We start from the raw sequence: 18,629 nt of genomic DNA, 5'->3' as shown, positions 1-18,629 counted from the left end.
CGTGCACAGGAAGACGCGGCTCCCGGTGAGCCCGGCGCGCCCGCCCGGCCGCCCGAAGCGGCCGAGACCGCCCTCGAACTCCTGGTCCACGGGGTCGGCGGCACCACACCGGAGGAGATGCTCGGTGATCCGCGTACCGTCCGGATCACCGGCGACGCGACGGCGGCCGTCTACCGGCGGGTCGACGACGCCGACGCGGAGGCCCGCCCCGAGGACTACCGGGGCAAGCCGGTGCCCGAGGCGTACGTCTGGTGCAACCTCACCTCCGGCAACGGCGCCCGCGCCCTGTGGCTGTTGTTGCTGCCCTTCATGGTGGTCAACCTCGCTCACTGGATGCGCCCCACCACTCGCGGGCGCCACCGGACGGTCCGCCTGTACGGCCTGCTGGTCCGGCTGGCCGCCCTCACCCTGACCGTGCTCCTGGTCGCCGCCGCCTGCGAGGTCGCCCTCGACCTGGCGGCCTGGCAGTGCGCGGGCACACGCGCGTGCGCCGAGCGGCACTCCTGGCTGGGATTCCTCTCCCCGGCCGGCTCCGGTGACGGCTGGTGGACCCAGCCCGGGCGGCGTCTGGGCATCGCCTGTCTGGTGCCCGCCGTGCTGACGGGCCTGCTGTGGTACCTGTCCAACCGCACCTGGAGCGCGTACGAGTCCCAGCAGCCGATGTCCCGCAACGCCGAACCCGAGGAGGAGACCGGCCGCACCGGCCTGGGCCGCCCCGGCTTCTGGTACGGGCGTCGCCTGGTCGCCCGGCTGCGCGCCGCGCACACCGCCGCGGGCTTCCTGACCGTGGCCGCCGCCGTAGGCACCTCCGCCGCCCGCTACGACCGCCGCTCCGGCGGCCCGGCCGTCCTGGAGGCGCTGGGCCTGCTGCTGGACGCAACGCTCGTCGTGGGCGCGGTCGTTGTGGTCTGGGTGGTGTGCCGACGCGGCCGCACCGAGCGCCGACTCGACCGCGAACTCGACGCGACCCTGGTGCGCTGGCTGCCGGCGGGCTCACTCATCCTGCTCGCCCTGACCCTGCTGTACGCCGGCTGGTCGCGGCCGAGCTGGCAGTCGGCGGGCCGGCTGCCCGGCGACATGACCTTCGGCGGTATCGCCCTCGTGCAGGGCCTGCTGGTGATCGCGCTCGCCCTGGTGGCCCGCGTCCTCTACCGCACCCACCCCGACACGCGCACCGCCCTGCGCGGCCAGGCCGGTCCCGCCGTCGCCACGCTGGCCTGCGCGCTGGGCGGCGTGATGTCCGGAGGCGTCGCCCAGCGCGTCGCCGACTGGCTGGACGGCACCCGGGACACGGTGCTCGGCCCGCCCGTCCTGCTCACCTGGCAGGCCTCCGTGATCCCGCCGCTGCTCATCGTCCTGCTGGCCCTCGGCGTCTGGCTGGCCTGGCGCACCTGGCAGCGGCGGCACGCCGAGATGAGCACAGTGGAACTCGACTACCCGGGAGAGCCCAAGGACACCTCCCGCACCCGCCGTATCGCGAGCACCCGCGCGATGGCCGCCCTGACCGACCGGGCACCCCTCCTGATCGGCATCACCTCAGCCGTGACGCTGCTGTTCGGGGCCGGGGCCCTGGCCGGCGCCCTGACGACCAAGGACGTCCCCGCCGAGGCGGCCGATGGGACATACGCCTTCGTCCAGGGCGGCGCCGAGACCGCGCAGGCCCTCGGGTCCTGGCTCATCGGCTTCGGCTTCATACTCTTCGTCACCTGGGGGCGCCGCGCCTACAAGGACCCCTCCGCCCGGCGCACCATCGGCATCCTCTGGGACGTCGGCACGTTCTGGCCGCGCGCCGCCCATCCCTTCGCGCCGCCCTGCTATGCCGAGCGGGCGGTGCCCGACCTGACCTGGCGCATGGTCACCTGGACCCGCACGACCGGCGGACGGCTGGTGCTGTCCGGGCACTCCCAGGGCAGTGTGCTGGCCGCCGCCGCGGCCTGGCAGCTGAAGCCGTCGGTCCGCAAGCGGGTCGCACTGCTGACGTACGGCTCACCGCTGGAGCGCCTGTACGGGCGGTGGTTCCCGGCCCACTTCGGCCCGGCCGCCCTCAGTTCCCTGCACCACGAGGTCGACTGCTGGCGCAACCTCCACCGCCGCACCGACCCCATCGGCGGCCCGGTCCGGCTGCCCGGCGACTGCGGCGAGCAGGTCGACCGGGACGCGCTGCGCGACCCGCTGGCGTACGGCCGCACCGCGGAGCACCCGCTGCCCGCGCCGATCCTCGGACACTCCGACTACCAGGCCGACCCCGCTTTCGCCGAGGAGCGCGAACGGCTGCTGGCGCGGCTCCGGCCGCCGGACGTCCCGGCCCCCCGTACCCGGGGTGGCGGCGAGGAGTCGGGCAGGACCGGCGACCGGACTCAGGGCAGTTCCGGCAGGTCTTCCTCGTAGAGCAGGGTGAGGTCGTCCGTGCTCGGTTCCGCAAGCTGGGCCACCCGGCCCGCATGCCGCTCCACCATCGCCTCGAAGGTCTGCCGCGCGGTGCGGCCGTTGCCGAACGCGGGGCCCTTGGGGATCGCCGTGAAGTACTTCACGAGTGCCTCGGAGGCGCCCTCCGCCAGCCGGTACTCGTGCTCCTCGGCCTGCTGCTCCACGATCCGCAGCAGCTCCTCGGGGCCGTAGTCGCCGAAGGTGATGGTCCGTGAGAAGCGGGATGCCACCCCGGGGTTGACGGACAGGAACCGGTCCATCTCGGCCGTGTAGCCCGCGACGATCACCACCACCGCCTCCCGGTGGTCCTCCATCAGCTTCACCAGCGTGTCGATGGCCTCGCGGCCGAAGTCTCGGCCGGAGTCCTCCGGCGACAGCGCGTACGCCTCGTCGATGAACAGCACTCCGCCGCGCGCCCGGTCGAAGGCCTCCTGGGTGCGGATGGCGGTGGAGCCGATGTGCTCGCCGACCAGGTCGACCCGGGACACCTCGACGAGATGGCCCTTCTCCAGCACGCCGAGCGAGGCCAGGATCTCGCCGTACAGACGCGCCACCGTCGTCTTGCCGGTGCCGGGGGAGCCGGTGAAGACCAGATGACGCCGGGCGGAGGCCGCCTTCAGGCCCGCCTGCTGCCGACGCCGGCCCACCTCGATCATGTCGGTGAGGGCCCGCACCTCGCGCTTGACGCTCTCCAGGCCCACCAACGCGTCGAGTTCACCGAGGACGGCCTTCGACGTCCGCGTCGGCTGCTCGGGCTGCGGGGTGGCGACGAGCGGCTCCTGCTCGGTGGTGCGCTGCCCCGGGATGGCGCCGAGCAGGCCGGGGGACTGGGACGACGTCTGTACGGCGGTCTCGTGCGCCGGGGGCTCGGGCCGCGCGCTCTCGTCGCTGGTGCAGTCCTCGGTGACCGGGCCCGCGCCCGAGTTCGCGCCGCCGCCTTCGGCGAACTCGTACCCACCGCGGGCACAGCGCTCCGTACGGCACTTCTTCAGCGTGGCGCGGCAGCCGTCGATCACATGGAAGCCGTAGCCCCCGCTGCCGGTCACCCGGCAGTTGTGGAAGCTGCCGCGGCCGCCGGCCGACACATAGAAGCCGGCCTCGGCGGGCGAGGTGACCGTGCACCGCTCGATGGTGGGGTCGGCGCCCTTGGTGACGATCACCCCGGTCTGGGTGCCGTCCACGGTGCAGCCGGACAGGGTGCCGCCGCTGCCGTGGTCACGGAACCAGGCGCCCGTCGCGGCGTCCCGGATCCGGCAGTCGTCGAGCTGTGCTGTGGCGCCGTCGCTCACCGACACCGCCGTGTTGCGCACCTGCGACAGATCGCTGTCGACGACGTCCACGCGCGAGCCGCGGTCCAGGACGAACAGGGCGTCCGGCACGTCGTGCACCCGGCAGGAGTCGAGCACCGCTGTGGCGCCGTCGCTGACCCACACCGCGGGGTAGTCGCCGGTGCTGTCGAAGATCTCGCACTGGTTGGCGTCCACACGCGTGCCCGGATCCCACACCGACAGGCCGTTGCGCCCGAACTGCCGCACGCTCGTGCGCGTCAGCGTGAGCACCGAGCGGGACCGCAGGTCGACCGCGTTCTCCGGGATGTCGTGGATGCGGCAGTCCGCGAGCGTGAGCACCGCGTCGGTGTCGAGGGTGACGCCGTCCGCGGTCGTACGGTGCACATCGCAGTCGGTGAGGTGTGCCGAGGCCCGCGAGGTGATCTGCACCCCGGACCCCTTGACCTCGTACACCTCGCAGCCGATCGCCTCCAGCGAGGAGCCCTCGCCGGTCGCCGACAGACCTGCGCCGGAGGCGTGGTGCACCCGGCAACGCTCCAGCCGCGGATGCGCGCCACCGCGTACGGACACCCCCGCCTGGCCGGCCGAGACGATCTCGCACTCCTCGAACACCCCACCACCGCCGTCGAGTACGGCGATACCGATACCGGCCGGATTGTCGACCGTGCAGCGGCGCACCGTCGGGCGGGCACCGCCGCGCACCTCGATCCCGGCCGAGGAGCGGGTGACGATCCGCACGTCCAGCAGCTCGGGGATGCCGTCCTCGACGAGAAGGGCGGGGGCGGCGGAGTCCTGGCCCTCCACATGCAGGTCCTGCACCACCGCGGAGGCGCGCACGGTCAGGGGTACTCCGTCCACCGGCGCGATCCGCACCGAACCGGGGGAGCCCTCGGGGCCGCGCAGTGTCACCGCCCGCTGCACCACCAGGTTCTCCCGGTAGGTGCCGGGAGCCACGGTGAGGACATCGCCGTCGGCCGCGGCTTCGAGGGCGGCGGCCAGCGATGCGTACTCACCCGTGCGGCGCCGCCACCGCGAGGTGCCGGTGTGCGTCACCTGGACCGTGCCCTGTGCCATGGCGCTGTTCTGTCCCCACCTCGTCGTACGCGGGTCGTGCGAGGCCGTCCTGAAACCCCGTCGGGATCACGGCCTGCCTCTCACGACGGTGCCGAACAGTCCGGCCGGTCCACCGTAGCGTGCGCGGCGAGGGTGGGTTGACCGGAGTGGCAAGCCGGTCAGCTGCCGGTGCCGGTCCTGCCCCAGTCGGGGCCCGCCTTGTCCCATGCCTGGTCCCAACGGGCGTAACGGCGGCGGACCATGCGCCAGACGATCATCCGCCTGCCGCCCTCCACCGAGCCCGCGGCCAGCGCGGCAGCGCCGAAACCGGCCAGCACGGCGTGCGTGGCGGCGGTGACGGAGTCCAGCGGGCGGCCGACTATGCGGCCGTGCCCGTCGGTCCACAGGGCGAAGTGGTCGCCGTGGTGCGGGGTCTTGAGGTCCGCCACGACCGTGCCGTGCTGCGCGGTTCCGTCCGGTGCGGTCCATTCGGCGAGCACGCGGCTGTGCGCGTCCCGTGTCGAAGAGGTCTCCGGGTCAGGATCCGGCGCGGCACGGGACAACTTCTTGACCACGGTGGCCGTCACCTCGTGGCGGGCCTGTCGCTGATCGCGCACGGACTGCTGCAGGGCGTCCTGGGCGACGGCTCCGACGACGGCGCCGATCAGGGGCGCGACGACAAGGATGAACAGCAGGGCCGCCAGGGCCAGCCAGGCCTCGACCAGATCGGTCGTGCGGCGCAACGGATTGTGCCGCCAACGCCAGAGTCCGATCACCGCTCGCACCGTCCCGCCCCCCCTTCCGCCTTCCGTTCCGTGATAACCCCCCGGCGGAGCCGTTCATGCGCGACCGGTGGGAAGAGAGAGCGAAATCACCCTTCCCACCGACCTCTCATGGACGTCTCACACAACCTCAACGACCATGCCCGGGGCGCGGGTTCCCGACGGCGCGGTCATCCGAGGATCGTGACCGGATCACCGACCCGCACCGTGCCGGGCGACTCGGGCACCAGGTTCTGCCCGAAGACCAACTGGCTCCCGAAGCGGCGGTGGCGTCCGAGGGTGCGCAACGGTTCCTTGCCCCGCTGGGCGGTGCTCTGGTCGGTGGTGGTCACCACGCACCGTCCGCACATCTTGGGGACCCGGAAGGTGACGTCGCCGATGGCGATGCGTGACCAGCCGTCCTCGGCCCAGGCCGTCGTGCCTGCCAGCACCAGATTCGGCCGGAAGCGGTTCATCGGCAGCGGACCCTCGGCGGCATGATCCCCCTGCTCGACAAGGGAGTTGAGGGCGTCCAGCGAGGCCAGTGCGGTCACCAGCAGCGGGAACTCGTCGGCGAAGCTGACCGTCTCGCCGGGGCGCGCGAACTCCGGGTCGAGGGGGCGCCGCTTGGCGGGATCGTCCATGTGGACGAGACGTACCTCGACACCCAGGTACGCGCTGCACCACTCATGGGCGGCGGAGTCGGCGAGGACCCCTTCCACCTTGCGCCCGAAGATGTCCAGCATCGTCGTGCCGGCCGGCACCGGGACCGGGACGGTCACCGGCGCACGCCCCGCCGCGGACAGACGTATGCCGCCGTCGGACAGCAGCTCGGCGGTGGCCAGGGCCAGGCGCGGCTGCTGGCGTTGAGTGACGACCTTTCCCTCGTCGTCGATCAGTACCCAGCGGCGGTCTCCGGCCAGCCCCCAGGGCTCCACTACGGCTTCCCGGCGCGACTGGCTCCGCAGGGCCTTGACCGGGTGGACATGGATCGAGTGCAGTTCAGCGTTCCCCATGACGCCATGGTGCCAGCAGACACCGACAAACCGGTGGGGATGTCCACTGGTCTCACTGGTCGGGCAGGTCCGCCTGCCGGTCCCGTACGGCCTCGGCCACAGACACGGCCTCGCCCTCGGCCACGGCCATGGCGGTGCGGACGAGCGCCGCCGTGGCCATGGAACGCGACTGCTGCGGCCAGGCGACGGAGAGTACCGAGTGCGGTGCGTCCGGGACCGGCCGGTAGACGACGCCCGGGCGCGGATAGCGGGCCGCGACGGAGGCGGGCAGCAGAGGGATGTGCGTGCCCAGAGCGACGAGCGTGAGCAGTTGGGCGAGGTCGCGGCCCTGGCCGCGGAGTTCTTCGAGGTACCGGTGCAGGTCCCCGGGGCGAAGGCCGAGGTCGTCGAGGACCAGGTGGTCCCTGCCGGCGAGGGGGTGAGCGGCGGCGAGAGCCGCGACGCGCGGTTCGCTGACGAGTGGCTCGGTGTCCAGGCCGGTGCGGTCGAAGGGCTCGTGGACCAGGGCCGCATCGGCCTCTCCCAGGCGCAGGAGCCGGGGCTGTTCGCGCCAGCTGCACAGCCGAACGGCGACCGGTACGGCCTCCGGCTCGGAGGCGAAGCGGGTGAGGATCGGCTCCAGCAGGCCGGCGTCTCCGTCGGCTTTGACGGCCAGGACCAGCTTCGGTTCGGCGGCGGCCGCGCGCTGGGCCCGTCGTCCGGCGGCCTGCAGGGCGTCCAGGGCGATCCGTGCCTCCGCGAGCAGCACCGTTCCGGCCGGGGTCAGCGTGACGCTGTGGGTGGTCCGCTCGAAGAGGGTGACGCCCATCTCCGCCTCCAGTTGGCGGATCGCGCGGGACAGGGGCGGCGGGGAGATGCCCAGTCGCTCGGCGGCACGGGCGAAGTTGAGTTCCTCGGCGACGGCGACGAAGTAGCGCAGCGGACGGGATTCCACGCCCTCCCCCTCGGTCTCGGCCGGACTTCCCTCGGACCCGGCCCGGTATTGCCCTGAGGGTAACAAGCGGGAGCGGATCGGTCCTTCAGTTCGTGCGGGCCGCGCAGCAGGCTCGACCGCATCCAGTGAAGCAGCCCACCTCCTTGGGAGTTGTTCATGATCGTCGTCACTACTCCGACCGGCCAGATCGGCCGGCAGGTTCTCGACAGCCTCCTCGACGCCCCGGATGAGACCGGGGGCATCCGGGTGATAGTCCGCGACCCCGCGCGCCTCTCCGCGAGGGTGCGCGAACGCGTCGAGCGCGGAGATGCCGAGCGCGGACGCGTCGAAGTCGTCCAGGGGTCGCACGCCGATCCCGCCGTACTGAAAGAGGCCTGCGCCGGCGCCGACCGTCTGTTCTGGCTGGTACCTCCGATCCCCTCGGCCGACAGCGTCGAAGGCCACTTCCGGGACTTCACCGAACCCCTGAACGAGGTGATCGGGAGCCAGGGTGTCGAGCGGATCGTGGGTGTGTCGACCCTGGGGCGCGGCGTGGCGAGGAATGCCGGGCCGGTCTCGGCGTCGCTCGCTGCGGACGAGGCGATCGCGGCCACGGGAGTGCACTACCGGGCGCTGTGCCCGCCGTTCCTGATGGAGAACCTGCTGGGCCAGGCCGCGTCGATCCGCGACACGGGCGTGTTCTTCCTGGCGCTGGGGGAGGACCGCGTCCTGCGTACCTGCGCCACGCGGGACATCGCCGCCACGGCGGCCCGGCTGCTGCTCGACGGCTCATGGACCGGGTACGAGGACGTCCCGCTGGTCGGCCCCGACGACCTGTCGCCCGCGGGCATGGCACGGATCATCTCCGAGGTGCTCGACCGTCCGGTTCGCGTGCAGCGGACCAGCAGTGCGGACTACCGGGCGACGGCGCTGCGCTTCGGGGCCAGCGAGGCCTGGGCGCGAGGGCTGGCCGACATGGTCGAGGCTCAGAACGACCTGGGGTTCTACGGCGCCGACGTGCCGAGTACGCCCGAGACGGCGCCCACCGGCTTCCGCCGGTGGTGCGAGGACGTGCTCAGGCCGGCCGTTCTGGCCTAGGGGGCGGCGGTCGGGAGAGGTCAGAGGCCGATGACGACCAAGGCCGTGTCGTCGGTGTTGCCGGTCGACGGGAGGAGGTCGGCCAGGAGGGCGTCCGCCAGGGGCTCGGGGGCGGCGTGACGGTTTCGGGTGAGGGAGTCGGCGAGGCGGCTGAGGCCGGTGTCGATGTCCTCGTGGCGGCGTTCGATCAGGCCGTCGGTGTACAGGACGAGGGTGTCGCCCTCGGCGAAGGGGATGCCGGCCTCGGGGCGTCCGACGTGCTCGAGACGGGCGCCGAGCGGCGGGTCGGTGGCCTGGTCGAGAAAGACGACGCTGCCGTCGGGACGGAGCAGGGCAGGCGGTGGATGGCCGGCGCAGCTGTAGGTGATGGTGTGGCTCTCCCAGTCGATGAACGTCTTCACCACGCTGGTCGACTCCGCTCCCTCCACGGAGCGGGCGTACAGCCCGAGCACCTCCAGTGCGTGGGCGGGCCCCTCGGCGACCCGGGCGGCCGCACTCAGCGCGCTGCGCAGTTGCCCCATCACGCAGGCGGCTCGGAGGCCGTGGCCGACCACGTCGCCGACGGCGACCGCGATGCGGTCGCCGGGCAGGTCGACCAGGTCGTACCAGTCTCCGCACACGTTCAGGGCGCCGATGGCGGGCCGGTAGCGCACGGCCGCCCGGTGCTCCCCGAGCGGGCTGGGAGCGGGTAGCAGCGCTTCCTGCAGAGCCAGGGCGACCTCGCGTTCGCGGGCGTGCGCCTTGCGCAGCCGTTCGTTCACCTCCTGCAGTTCCCGGGCGCGGGTGTAGAGCTCGGCCTCCAGGACGCTGGCCCGGTCCGCCCCGCCCGGGCCGCCACGGGCGCTGATCAGCTCGGTGACGTCCTCCACCCGGTGCAGGACCAGCACGACCTGCCCGTCCGGGTCGGCGACGGGCGCGTTGATCGGGCTCCAGTAGCGTTCCTGCCAATGGCCGGGACGCTGGGGTTCCTCGATGTCGTAGCGCTGCAGCGCCATGGTGTCGCGTTCACCGGTGGCGACCACGCGCAGCATCGAGGCCCGGACGTCGCTCATGCCGGCCGCGGCCGGGTCGTTGGGGTTCTCGGGGAAGACGTCGAAGATGTAGCGGCCGATGAGTTGCTCGCGGGTGCGCCCGGACAATCGTACGAAGTCATCGTTGGCGTCGGCGTACACCAGCTCCGGGGTGAGCAGCGCCACCATGCCGGGCAGGGCGTGGAAGACCGCCTTGTAGTCGATCTGCGGTTCCTTCATGTGCTGCCTGCCTCGGCGCCGGCCGTCATTGTGTGGCCCCACCATAGAAGCGATTGCGCCACGTGGCCGGTGCATACTGCTCACTCCGGGCCCGGCAGTCACCTGGTCAGCTGCGTCATGACGGCCTCGCGCGTGTCGCGCGATCTCGGCATCCCCCTGCTCGCCGAGGCCGTCCCCGAAGCCCGCATGTGGCCGCCCTTGACCGCGTCCTCAAAGGTGAGGACGCGGACGCTCCAGTCGACGGCCCCGGGCGGCACAGGGCCCTGTGGCGGTCTTTGGACCGCGGCCGCTCAGTAACCTCGGTACTGCTGGCCGTTGTACGGATCCTGGTACGGAGCCGGGGCGGGACGGGGGGCCGCGGGGCGCATCGCCTCGTAGCCCGTGCCGGCCGCCATCGGGCGCTGCTGCTGGGGCTGGCCGCCGGGGTAGCCCCGCGGAGCGCCGGCCTGCTGCGGGATGTAGGGCGCGGCCGCCATCTGCTGCAGCGGCGCGGGCTGTTGGGCCTGCGGGTAGCCGTACGAGGGGGCGTGCTGGGAGGGTCCGGCCGGCAGGGCGGGAAGTGCCGACGGAAGCGCGGGCAGGTGGTTGCCCGTGTCGTACATGGCGGGAACCCGGATCGGGGCGATCTGAGGGGTGCCCCGCTCTGCGACGAGGGAGTCGTAGATCGGGGTGTCCGGGAAGGACGGCGCGGAGTAGTAACCGCCGCCATAGGTGGAGCGGGGGGAGGTCATGGCACATAAGTTAAGCCCACGATGTGCTGGTTGGGGAGACCGATAAGAGGGTTGTTTTCCGTGTCGGCAGTGACGCGGGATCCCCAATGCGAGCGAACTCGGCAAAAAAGGGCACCGAACTGCGTCGGGATCGGGTAAAGGCCGAGTTCCCAGGGGGTTACCGCCGGTTGGCGGCCGATCTTCCGGGCCCGGGTCATGGGCGTTCGAGGCCGCGGGGAATAGGTTGGCTCGAACGAATCCGATCGACTGCCCGAGGCATTGCCTGGCGGGGTGACACGTAAGGGGGGGCGTACATGTCAATGCCCAAGGGATCGAATGTCCCGGTGCCGACGAGCGCGCTGCGCGTCGAATTGGGGTGGCGTGCGGGGCCGGGGGTGCCCGACGCGGACGCTTCCGCGCTGCTGCTTGTCTCCGGCAAGGTCCGCTCGGACGGCGACTTCGTCTTCTACAACCAGCCCGCGCACTCCTCCGGCGCGGTCCGGCACCTGGGCAAGCAGAACACCGGCGGGCAGGTGACCGACTCCCTGCTCGTCGACCTCGCGCGCGTGGAGCCCGCCGTCGAGACGGTGATCCTGGCCGCGTCCTCGGACGGCGGCGCCTTCGGGCAGGTGCCGGGCCTGTACATCCAGGTGCTCGACGACCAGCAGGGCACCCAGGTCGCACGGTTCGACAGCACCGACGCGAGCGTCGAGACCGCGTTCGTGCTCGGTGAGTTCTACCGGCGCCAGGGCGCCTGGAAGTTCCGCGCCGTCGGACAGGGCTACAGCAGCGGACTCGAAGGACTGGCCACCGACTACGGAATCACGGTGGACGAACCGCAGCACGCGACCCCGGCCGCCGGCGGGCGGGCTCCCGCCGGGCACCCGGCCGGCGGACAGCCTCCCGCCGGACAGACCTTCGGCGCACCGCCCGCTCCGGCTACCCGTGTGGACGGCCCGCCCCCGCCCGTCGCCTTCCCCGCCACGGTGCCGCCGCCCACGATGGCGCCGCCGCCCGCTCCGCCCATGCCGCCCGCGGCCCCTCCGGTGCCGGTCCGGCTGTCCAAGGTGACGCTCACGAAGGAAGCCCCCTCGGTCTCGCTCACCAAGCAGGGCGGCACCTCGGGCGGCATGCGCGTGAACCTCAACTGGGAAGTCCGCAAGCAGTTCTCGGGGTGGGGCAGCAAGCGGGGCCGGGCCGTCGCGAACCACTCGGATCTCGACCTCGACCTGTGCGCCCTGTACGAGCTGTCCGACGGCCGCAAGGGCGTCGTCCAGGCGCTCGGCAACGCCTTCGGGGCGCTGCACCAGCCGCCGTTCATCCAGCTCGACGGGGACGACCGCACGGGTGCGGTGGCCAGTGGCGAGAACCTGACCATCAACCTCGACCACAAGCAGGACTTCCGGCGCATCCTCATCTTCGTGACCATCTACGAAGGCGCTCGGTCGTTCGCCGACCTGCATGCCACGGTCACCCTCCAGCCGATGAACGGCGCACCGATCGACTTCTCGCTCGACGAGTGCACCGTGCCCTCCACCGTCTGCGCCCTCGCCCTCATCACCGGCAACGGCAGCGACCTGATCGTCCAGCGCGAGGCCCGCTACCTGGTCCCCGAACGAGGCGTCAGCCCGCAGCGCACCCTCGACTACGCCTACGGGTGGGGCATGAACTGGACCCCGGGCAGGAAGTGACCGCTCACCGCTCGTCGAGGGCGGTGTCGGGGCGTGCGTAGGTGCGGCCCTTCCAGGCCGCACCGCGCCCCCTGTAGTGCTGCACCGCGGAATCGACCGTCATGAGGAGGTACAGGAAGGCGGTGGCCGGCAGCAGCGGCGCGAGCCACAGGGGCAGCCGGTAGTAGCGGAGCATCGGCAGGTACGTCGCGGTCATGACCAGCCATGCGAGGCCCCCGGCGACCGCGGCCGCCCCGCTGCCCGTCGCGAGGCCCACGACCAGCGTCACCGGCGGCACGAGGTACACCAGCGCGAGCCCCAGCACCGTTCCCGCGAGCAGGAGCGGACTGTGCCGCAGCTGGGCGTACGCGCTGCGCGAGACCATGCGCCACAGGTCGTGCAGCCGTGGATACGGGCGCACGCTGTCCACCCGCTCGGCGAGCCCCAGCCAGATGTGGCCCCCGGTGCCCTTGACCGCACGCGCCAGCGCCACGTCGTCGATGACCGCGTGCCGGATCGCTTCCGGGATCCTCGCCCGCTCGGCCGCCTCCGTGCGCAGCAGCACGCAGCCGCCCGCCGCGGCCGCCGTCCGTCCGCCCCGCACGGCGATCCAGCGGAACGGGTAGAGCTGCGCGAAGAAGTAGACGAAGGCGGGCACGACGAGCCGCTCCCACACGCTCTCCACGCGCAGTCGGGCCATCTGCGAGACGAGGTCGAAGCCGCCGGTGCGCGCCGCCGCCACCAACTCCCGCAGGCTGTCCGGGGCGTGAGCGATGTCGGCGTCCGTGAGCAGCAGGAATTCGGGTTCACGCGTGCGTGCCAGGGCGATTCCGTGCCGTACGGCCCACAACTTGCCGGTCCAGCCCGCGGGCGGCTCACTGGGCGAGTCCACGGTGAGCGGCAGCCCGCCGTGCCTGCGTGCCAGGTCGAGCGCCAGCTGCCCGGTGCCGTCCGAACTGCCGTCGTCGACGAGGAAGACCTCGGCCTGCCCCGGATAGTCCTGGGCGAGCAGCGACGGCAGGCTGTGCGGCAGTACGGCGGCCTCGTCCCGTGCCGGTACGACGACGCACACGGACGGCCAGGTGTCCGGCTCGCGGCGCGGTGGCAGCCGTAGATCCGTACGCCAGAAGAAGCCCTGGCCCAGCAGCAGCCAGACCCAGGCGGCCAGTGATCCGACGGCGGTCCACACAACGGCGCTCACCCGCCGCAGTCTGCCCCACGGCGGCGGCCCGTTGAGGCGGATCGTCTATGGTGACCGGGTGAAGATCGCACTGATGGACTCCGGAATCGGACTGCTCGCGGCAGCCACCGCGGTTCGCCGTCTACGGCCCGACGCCGATCTCATTCTCTCCTCGGACCCCGACACCCTGCCCTGGGGACCGCGCACCCCGCAGGACGTGACCGGGCTCTCGCTCGCGATCGCGGAGGCAGCGGCCCTGCACCGGCCCGAGGCGCTGATCGTGGCCTGCAACACGGCGTCCGTGCACGCCCTGCCCGCGCTGCGGGCCCGCTTCGAACCCGATCTCCCGGTCATCGGCACGGTTCCGGCGATCAAGCCGGCCGCCTCGGGAGGCGGCCCCGTCGCGATCTGGGCGACGCCCGCCACCACCGGAAGCCCCTACCAGCGCGGTCTGATCCGGGAGTTCGCCGACGGCGTGGCCGTCACCGAGGTGCCCTGTCCCGGGCTCGCCGACGCCGTGCAGTACGCGGACGAGGCGGCCATCGACGCCGCAGTCGCCGCCGCCGCGGCGCTCACCCCGCCCGATGTAAGGGCCGTCGTCCTGGGCTGCACCCATTACGAGCTGGTCGCCGACCGGATCCGCGCGGCCGTCCAGCAGCCCGGCCTCCCGCCGCTCGTCCTGCACGGCTCCGCCGGCGCGGTAGCCGCCCAGGCACTGCGCCGGATCGGCGAGCGCCCGGCCCCCGAGGCCCCCGCCGACGGCTCCCTCACAGTGCTTCTCGGCGGTCAGCCGGCCGCCTTGCCCGCGAGCGCCCTGACGTACGTGGAAGGCCGCCAACTCCAGGCCGTCACTCCCGTCCGCTGACCGCGGGTCACCGGGGGCGCACACCGCGCACACCGTAGGGAAAGGCGCCCGCCTGGAGCAGTTACGCTCTGCAAGGCGGTGCCCGCGGTGCGGAACCTGAGTAGTCTCGTACGCATGAGGGACCACCACCCCCACAGCGAGGACAGTGCGCACTCCGACGTCTGGACCGGCCGCGCCACCAACCGCGTCCAGTGGCTGCCGGCGCTGGCCGGTGCCGCCTGCCTGGCGCTGGGTATCGAGCTGGCCGTCGACTCCGCGTGGACGTCGGGTGTCGCCGCGCTCGCCATGTCCGTCGTCGGGTGCATCGCCGCGGGACTGCTCGTCCTGTTCGGCACGCTCGCCTTCGTGCATGTCGCCGTGAAGGTCGACGAGGACTCCCTCGAAGTGCGCTGCGGCCACATGGGGCTGCCGCGTCGCCGCATCCCCCTCTCGCACGTCGTCGGCGCCGACTTCGCGCCCCGGGTCACCCCACGGCAGTGGGGCGGCTGGGGCTACCGCTGGCGGCCCGAGAAGGGGACCGCCGTCATCGTCCGGCGCGGCGAGGGCGTGGTGCTCCGCCTCGGGGACGGCCACACCTTCACGATCACGGTGGACAACGCGGAAGCGGCCGTGCGGATCATCCGTGCCCGCCTGCGGCCGACCACGTCCGGCGTGACCCGCTGACCTCAGGCCTCGTGCGGCCCTGCCCCCATGCGTGGCGTCATTGCTCCAGCCGTTTGTCGCGGGGTCGCCCGTCCCTGCCCACATCGCCCACCGGGGCCTCGTCGACCAGTGGTCGTGCCGTCGCGAACCCCGCGAGCAGGCCCGCACCCGCCGTCACCGTCGTGAAGCTCAGCGCATTGCCGACCATCGCGGCGGCGGCCAGCGCCGTCAGCGCCGCGCCCGCCGTCAGCGCGATCGGCGTGGGACGCGGAGTACGCCACAGCGCGTACAGGACCCAGCAGAACACCGCGGCGAGCAGGACCACCCCGACCAGACCCTGCTCGGCCGCCTGCTGCAGCGGTGCCGAATGCGGTTTGCCGTCGGGTGTCACGGACTGCGTGGCTGTCGGACTGAGTTCTCCGAAGCGGCCGGGTCCGGCGCCCAGCGCGGGCTCCTGACGGGCCAGGCGCAGCGCGTCGCGCCACAGCAGCACCCGGTGCTCGGTGAGCTGGCCCTCCAGGGACACGCTCAGACCGTCCGGGAGTACGTTCTCGGCCACGGCCCAGCTCGCACCGGCCACCAGGGCCGCGGCGAGCGCCAGGCCTGTCAGGCCCAGGACGCGGTGGCGCATGCGGTCCGCGGCGAGCGAGCACAGCAGCACCCCGGCGCACAGCGCGAAACCCGTGGTGGAGCCCAGCAGCGCCGCGGTCGCGGTGATGGCGGCGGCCAGCAGCCGCAGCGCGAGACGCAGCGCCGGCGGCCGTGCCGCCCAGGCGCCGCAGCAGGCGGCTCCCGCGGACAGGGCCAGCAGCGCGGCCGTGGCCCCGTTGTGCCCGAGCGGTGAGGTGATCTGCGGGCCTGGCGTGGTGTGCGGAGCGGCGAGTGCCAGGCCGAGACCGGCGAGCGCTCCGGCACCGGGGGCGGCGACCGGCAGCAGCGCGCCGCTGATCCGGCCCGCGGCGTACCCGGCGGCGACGGCCAGCACCGCCAGGAGCATGCCCTCGGGCCGGCCGTCGTGCGCGGCCGCCGTGATCAACGACCAGACCGCGCACGCCGCGAGCACGGCGACGCCCGCGGCGTCAGCCATATTGCGTCTCTCGCTCGCGGCCGTCGTACCGGCCGCGGACGTCGTCCCCGTCGACCCCACCCCGTCGCCCCCCGACTTGCTGACGGGCCCCGACCGCCGTGGCCGTATCCGGCCGCACGTCAGAGGCTCGGGCACACGGTAACGGGTGATGCGCCGGTTTGTGGATGAGTTGCGCAGGAACGTTGCAGCAGCCGACCACCGGGGACGCGGTCCTTCCCGGTGCCGACTTCCCTCTCGAGGGGGCACAGCACCGCTCCCAGCAGCCGGTTTCTCACCGAGCCTTGTCCTACCGCGCTGTCGGTGCCCAGGCCACGCGCCGTACACTCCCCGAGTGACCGCCACAGCAACCTCCGTAGACGAGCCGGAACAGCTCGAACCCCAGGCCGCGCCCGTTTCGCGTGGGGCCAGACTGGCGCGACGGCTCGTTCCGGCCGCCGCCGCGGCGCTGTCCGGAGTGCTGCTGTACGTCAGCTTCCCGCCGCGCACCCTGTGGTGGCTCGCCCTCCCGGCCTTCGCCGTCTTCGGCTGGTCGCTGCGCGGCCGCACCTGGAAGGCGGGCCTCGGGCTCGGCTATCTGTTCGGTCTCGGCTTTCTGCTGCCGCTGCTCGTGTGGACCGGTGTCGAGGTCGGCTCGGGGCCGTGGCTGGCACTGGTCGCCGTGGAGGCGGTCTACGTCGCTCTCGTCGGCGCGGGCATCACCCTCGTCTCGCGGCTTCCCGCGTGGCCGGTGTGGGCGGCGGCCGTGTGGATCGCGGGCGAAGCGGCACGCGCGCGTGCGCCCTTCGGGGGGTTCCCCTGGGGAAAGATCGCCTTCGGCCAGGCGGACGGCGTCTTCCTGCCGCTCGCCGCGGTGGGTGGAACTCCCGTGCTGGGCTTCGCCGTCGTGCTCTGCGGGTTCGGGCTGTACGAGATCGTCCGCCAGGTCCTCGACAGCCGCAGCACCCGTGTCGTGCACCGCGGAGCCGCCGCGGCAGCGCTGCTCAGCGTGGCCCTTCCCGTCGTGGGGGCGCTCGCCGCGCGCACCCTGGTGAGCGACAAGGCCGAGAACGGGACGGCGACCGTCGCGGTCATCCAGGGCAACGTGCCGCGCGCGGGACTCGACTTCAACTCCCAGCGCCGCGCCGTGCTCGACTACCACGCACGGGAGACCGAGCGGCTTGCCGCCAAGGTCAAGGCGGGCAGGATCGCGCAGCCCGACTTCGTCCTGTGGCCGGAGAACTCCTCCGACATCGACCCCTTCACCAACCCCGACGCGGCCGCCGTGATCGAGGGTGCGGCCCGGGCGATCGGCGCGCCCCTCTCGGTCGGTGGGGTCGTCGAGCGGGACGGCAAGCTCTACAACGAGCAGATCCTGTGGGACCCGGACAAGGGCGCCGTCGACACCTATGACAAGCGGCAGGTCCAGCCGTTCGGCGAGTACCTTCCGCTGCGCTCCCTCCTCGGCGCCATCAACAAGAACTGGACCACGATGGTGCGCCAGGACTTCAGCCGTGGCACCAAAGCGGGCGTGTTCACCATGGCGGGCACCAAGGTCGGTCTCGCGACCTGCTACGAGGCGGCCTTCGACTGGGCCGTGCGCGACACCGTCACCGACGGCGCACAACTGATCTCCGTGCCCAGCAACAACGCGACGTTCGACCGCAGCGAGATGACCTACCAGCAGCTCGCCATGTCCCGCATCCGCGCCGTGGAGCACAGCCGCACCGTCACGGTGCCGGTGACCAGCGGCGTCAGCGCCGTGATCATGCCCGACGGGAAGATCACGCAGAAGACCGGGATGTTCGTCGCGGACTCGCTCGTGCAGAAGGTGCCGCTGCGCTCCTCCGAGACGCCCGCGACGCGCCTCGGGGTGCTGCCCGAGATGCTTCTGGTGCTGGTCGCGGTGGGCGGGCTCGGTTGGGCCGGGACCGTCGTGATCCGCGCTCGGCGAGGCAGTGTCGGCCAGTAGGACGGGAGCGAGGGCGGGGGTGCCCCGGGCGGCCCGGGGTCCTTTCCCCGGTCAACACGGGTAACAGGACCGCCCGTTAGGGTCGGTCCATGGCTACTCCCGATTTCATCCGGACCATCAGGGCCGCCGCGGGCCATCAGCTCCTCACCCTTCCTGGCGTGAGTGCCGTCGTCTTCGACGACGAGGGCAGAGTGCTGCTGGGACAGCGCGCCGACAACCGCGAGTGGTCGGTGCTCGCCGGCATCCCTGAGCCGGGCGAGCAGCCCGCGGCATGCGCCGTGCGCGAGGTGTACGAGGAGACCGCCGTGCACTGCGAGGTCGAGCGGATCGTCTCGGTGAAGTCCCTGAAGCCCGTCGTGTACGAGAACGGCGACATCTGCCAGTTCACCGACATCACCTTCCGGTGCCGGGCCGTCGGCGGCGAGGCGCGCGTCAACGACGACGAGTCGCTTCAGGTCGCCTGGTTCGAAGTGGACGCACTGCCCGCACTCAACGAACACAGCCAGTTCCGGATCAAGCAGGCGCTCGCCGACGAACCCACGTGGTTTGACGCTATGACCTGAGCCTGAAGTGTGGGGGGTGACCACATCGGTGGGGGCGTCGGCGCTGCCTAGGGTGCAAGGCATGACCGCGCCCAGCGCCCTCCCGGGCCCCCACGCCCCCGCCCTCGACCTCGGCGGCCGCACCACCCTCGTCACCGGCGCCGCAGGCGGCATCGGC

The 18,629-nt window shown here is 72.6% G+C and carries 15 protein-coding genes and 1 pseudogene; 8 read left to right on the top strand and 8 right to left on the bottom strand.

Features of this window, described 5'->3' with window-relative positions:
- Positions 1-117 precede the first annotated feature (117 nt).
- Positions 118-2,388: a hypothetical protein gene (locus ABZS97_RS24065; protein ID WP_356140412.1), complete on the top strand. Its 2,271-nt coding sequence runs from the start codon at positions 118-120 to the stop codon at positions 2,386-2,388.
- Here the strand turns inward: ABZS97_RS24065 and ABZS97_RS24060 are convergent.
- The 4 genes from ABZS97_RS24060 to ABZS97_RS24045 form a co-directional block, all read right to left on the bottom strand.
- Complete coding sequence (locus ABZS97_RS24060) at positions 2,358-4,790, bottom strand: right-handed parallel beta-helix repeat-containing protein (RefSeq protein ID WP_356140389.1); 2,433 nt, start codon at positions 4,788-4,790, stop codon at positions 2,358-2,360. The two genes, ABZS97_RS24065 and ABZS97_RS24060, sit on opposite strands and share 31 nt — an antisense overlap.
- Positions 4,791-4,948: 158 nt before the next feature.
- Positions 4,949-5,554, bottom strand: a complete 606-nt coding sequence (locus tag ABZS97_RS24055; RefSeq protein WP_356140388.1) for a hypothetical protein — start codon at positions 5,552-5,554, stop codon at positions 4,949-4,951.
- Between the two features lie 167 nt (positions 5,555-5,721).
- Positions 5,722-6,546 carry an MOSC N-terminal beta barrel domain-containing protein gene (locus ABZS97_RS24050; RefSeq protein WP_356140387.1) on the bottom strand — a complete coding sequence of 275 codons (825 nt, stop codon included), beginning with the start codon at positions 6,544-6,546 and terminating at the stop codon, positions 5,722-5,724.
- 52 nt (positions 6,547-6,598) lie between these two features.
- Positions 6,599-7,480, bottom strand: a complete 882-nt coding sequence (locus ABZS97_RS24045; RefSeq protein WP_356140386.1) for a LysR family transcriptional regulator — start codon at positions 7,478-7,480, stop codon at positions 6,599-6,601.
- Positions 7,481-7,636: 156 nt separating this feature from the next.
- On the opposite strand from ABZS97_RS24045, the gene ABZS97_RS24040 reads away from it, so the two are divergent.
- Entirely contained in the window at positions 7,637-8,557 is a 921-nt protein-coding gene (locus ABZS97_RS24040) for an NAD(P)H-binding protein (protein WP_356140385.1), read from the top strand.
- A gap of 20 nt (positions 8,558-8,577) precedes the next feature.
- Here the strand turns inward: ABZS97_RS24040 and ABZS97_RS24035 are convergent, their stop codons facing one another.
- Both ABZS97_RS24035 and ABZS97_RS24030 read right to left on the bottom strand, forming a co-directional pair.
- Positions 8,578-9,807 carry a SpoIIE family protein phosphatase gene (locus ABZS97_RS24035; protein WP_356140384.1) on the bottom strand — a complete coding sequence of 410 codons (1,230 nt, stop codon included), beginning with the start codon at positions 9,805-9,807 and terminating at the stop codon, positions 8,578-8,580.
- Between the two features lie 290 nt (positions 9,808-10,097).
- On the bottom strand, positions 10,098-10,538 hold the full coding sequence (locus ABZS97_RS24030; RefSeq protein ID WP_356140383.1) for a DUF6643 family protein: 441 nt from the start codon (positions 10,536-10,538) through the stop codon (positions 10,098-10,100).
- A gap of 299 nt (positions 10,539-10,837) precedes the next feature.
- On the opposite strand from ABZS97_RS24030, the gene ABZS97_RS24025 reads away from it, so the two are divergent.
- Positions 10,838-12,208, top strand: coding sequence for a TerD family protein (locus ABZS97_RS24025; RefSeq protein WP_356140411.1), 1,371 nt, complete (start codon positions 10,838-10,840; stop codon positions 12,206-12,208).
- Positions 12,209-12,212: 4 nt separating this feature from the next.
- Here the strand turns inward: ABZS97_RS24025 and ABZS97_RS24020 are convergent, their stop codons facing one another.
- A complete protein-coding gene (locus tag ABZS97_RS24020) occupies positions 12,213-13,388 on the bottom strand; it encodes a glycosyltransferase (protein WP_356140382.1) in 1,176 nt (391 codons plus the stop codon).
- A gap of 58 nt (positions 13,389-13,446) precedes the next feature.
- On the opposite strand from ABZS97_RS24020, the gene ABZS97_RS24015 reads away from it, so the two are divergent.
- Together ABZS97_RS24015 and ABZS97_RS24010 are read left to right on the top strand one after the other, a co-directional pair.
- Positions 13,447-14,232: an aspartate/glutamate racemase family protein gene (locus ABZS97_RS24015; RefSeq protein ID WP_356140381.1), complete on the top strand. Its 786-nt coding sequence runs from the start codon at positions 13,447-13,449 to the stop codon at positions 14,230-14,232.
- Positions 14,233-14,346: 114 nt separating this feature from the next.
- Positions 14,347-14,895 (top strand): hypothetical protein, encoded by a 549-nt coding sequence (locus ABZS97_RS24010; protein ID WP_356140380.1) that lies wholly within the window; start codon positions 14,347-14,349, stop codon positions 14,893-14,895.
- A 37-nt stretch (positions 14,896-14,932) separates the two neighbouring features.
- Here the strand turns inward: ABZS97_RS24010 and ABZS97_RS24005 are convergent, their stop codons facing one another.
- Positions 14,933-15,961 carry an O-antigen ligase family protein gene (locus ABZS97_RS24005; RefSeq protein ID WP_356140379.1) on the bottom strand — a complete coding sequence of 343 codons (1,029 nt, stop codon included), beginning with the start codon at positions 15,959-15,961 and terminating at the stop codon, positions 14,933-14,935.
- 331 nt (positions 15,962-16,292) lie between these two features.
- Between ABZS97_RS24005 and lnt the strand changes: the two genes are divergently transcribed.
- From lnt to ABZS97_RS23990, 3 genes and pseudogenes are all read left to right on the top strand, one after another.
- Positions 16,293-17,909, top strand: coding sequence for an apolipoprotein N-acyltransferase (gene lnt, locus ABZS97_RS24000; protein ID WP_356140378.1), 1,617 nt, complete (start codon positions 16,293-16,295; stop codon positions 17,907-17,909).
- Between the two features lie 89 nt (positions 17,910-17,998).
- Positions 17,999-18,472: an NUDIX domain-containing protein gene (locus ABZS97_RS23995; protein WP_356140377.1), complete on the top strand. Its 474-nt coding sequence runs from the start codon at positions 17,999-18,001 to the stop codon at positions 18,470-18,472.
- A gap of 61 nt (positions 18,473-18,533) precedes the next feature.
- A pseudogene (locus tag ABZS97_RS23990) lies at positions 18,534-18,629 on the top strand (3-hydroxybutyrate dehydrogenase); the annotation flags it as partial.

Origin of the sequence: Streptomyces sp. NPDC005485 (assembly GCF_040606085.1) — a bacterium.
Lineage (GTDB): Bacteria > Actinomycetota > Actinomycetes > Streptomycetales > Streptomycetaceae > Streptomyces.
Note: the sequence above shows the minus strand (reverse complement) of the source record. Positions and strands in the feature narration are given on the sequence as shown.

What these genes read in the sequence shown, in the direction of transcription:
- ABZS97_RS24050 (WP_356140387.1), bottom strand. Translation starts at nt 6,546, where the DNA reads ATGGGGAACGCTGAACTGCACTCGATCCATGTCCACCCGGTCAAGGCC.
- ABZS97_RS24005 (WP_356140379.1), bottom strand. Translation starts at nt 15,961, where the DNA reads ATGGCTGACGCCGCGGGCGTCGCCGTGCTCGCGGCGTGCGCGGTCTGG.
- ABZS97_RS24030 (WP_356140383.1), bottom strand. Translation starts at nt 10,538, where the DNA reads ATGACCTCCCCCCGCTCCACCTATGGCGGCGGTTACTACTCCGCGCCG.
- ABZS97_RS24010 (WP_356140380.1), top strand. Translation starts at nt 14,347, where the DNA reads ATGAGGGACCACCACCCCCACAGCGAGGACAGTGCGCACTCCGACGTC.
- ABZS97_RS24065 (WP_356140412.1), top strand. Translation starts at nt 118, where the DNA reads ATGCTCGGTGATCCGCGTACCGTCCGGATCACCGGCGACGCGACGGCG.
- ABZS97_RS24025 (WP_356140411.1), top strand. Translation starts at nt 10,838, where the DNA reads ATGCCCAAGGGATCGAATGTCCCGGTGCCGACGAGCGCGCTGCGCGTC.
- ABZS97_RS23995 (WP_356140377.1), top strand. Translation starts at nt 17,999, where the DNA reads ATGGCTACTCCCGATTTCATCCGGACCATCAGGGCCGCCGCGGGCCAT.
- ABZS97_RS24060 (WP_356140389.1), bottom strand. Translation starts at nt 4,790, where the DNA reads ATGGCACAGGGCACGGTCCAGGTGACGCACACCGGCACCTCGCGGTGG.
- ABZS97_RS24040 (WP_356140385.1), top strand. Translation starts at nt 7,637, where the DNA reads ATGATCGTCGTCACTACTCCGACCGGCCAGATCGGCCGGCAGGTTCTC.
- ABZS97_RS24035 (WP_356140384.1), bottom strand. Translation starts at nt 9,807, where the DNA reads ATGAAGGAACCGCAGATCGACTACAAGGCGGTCTTCCACGCCCTGCCC.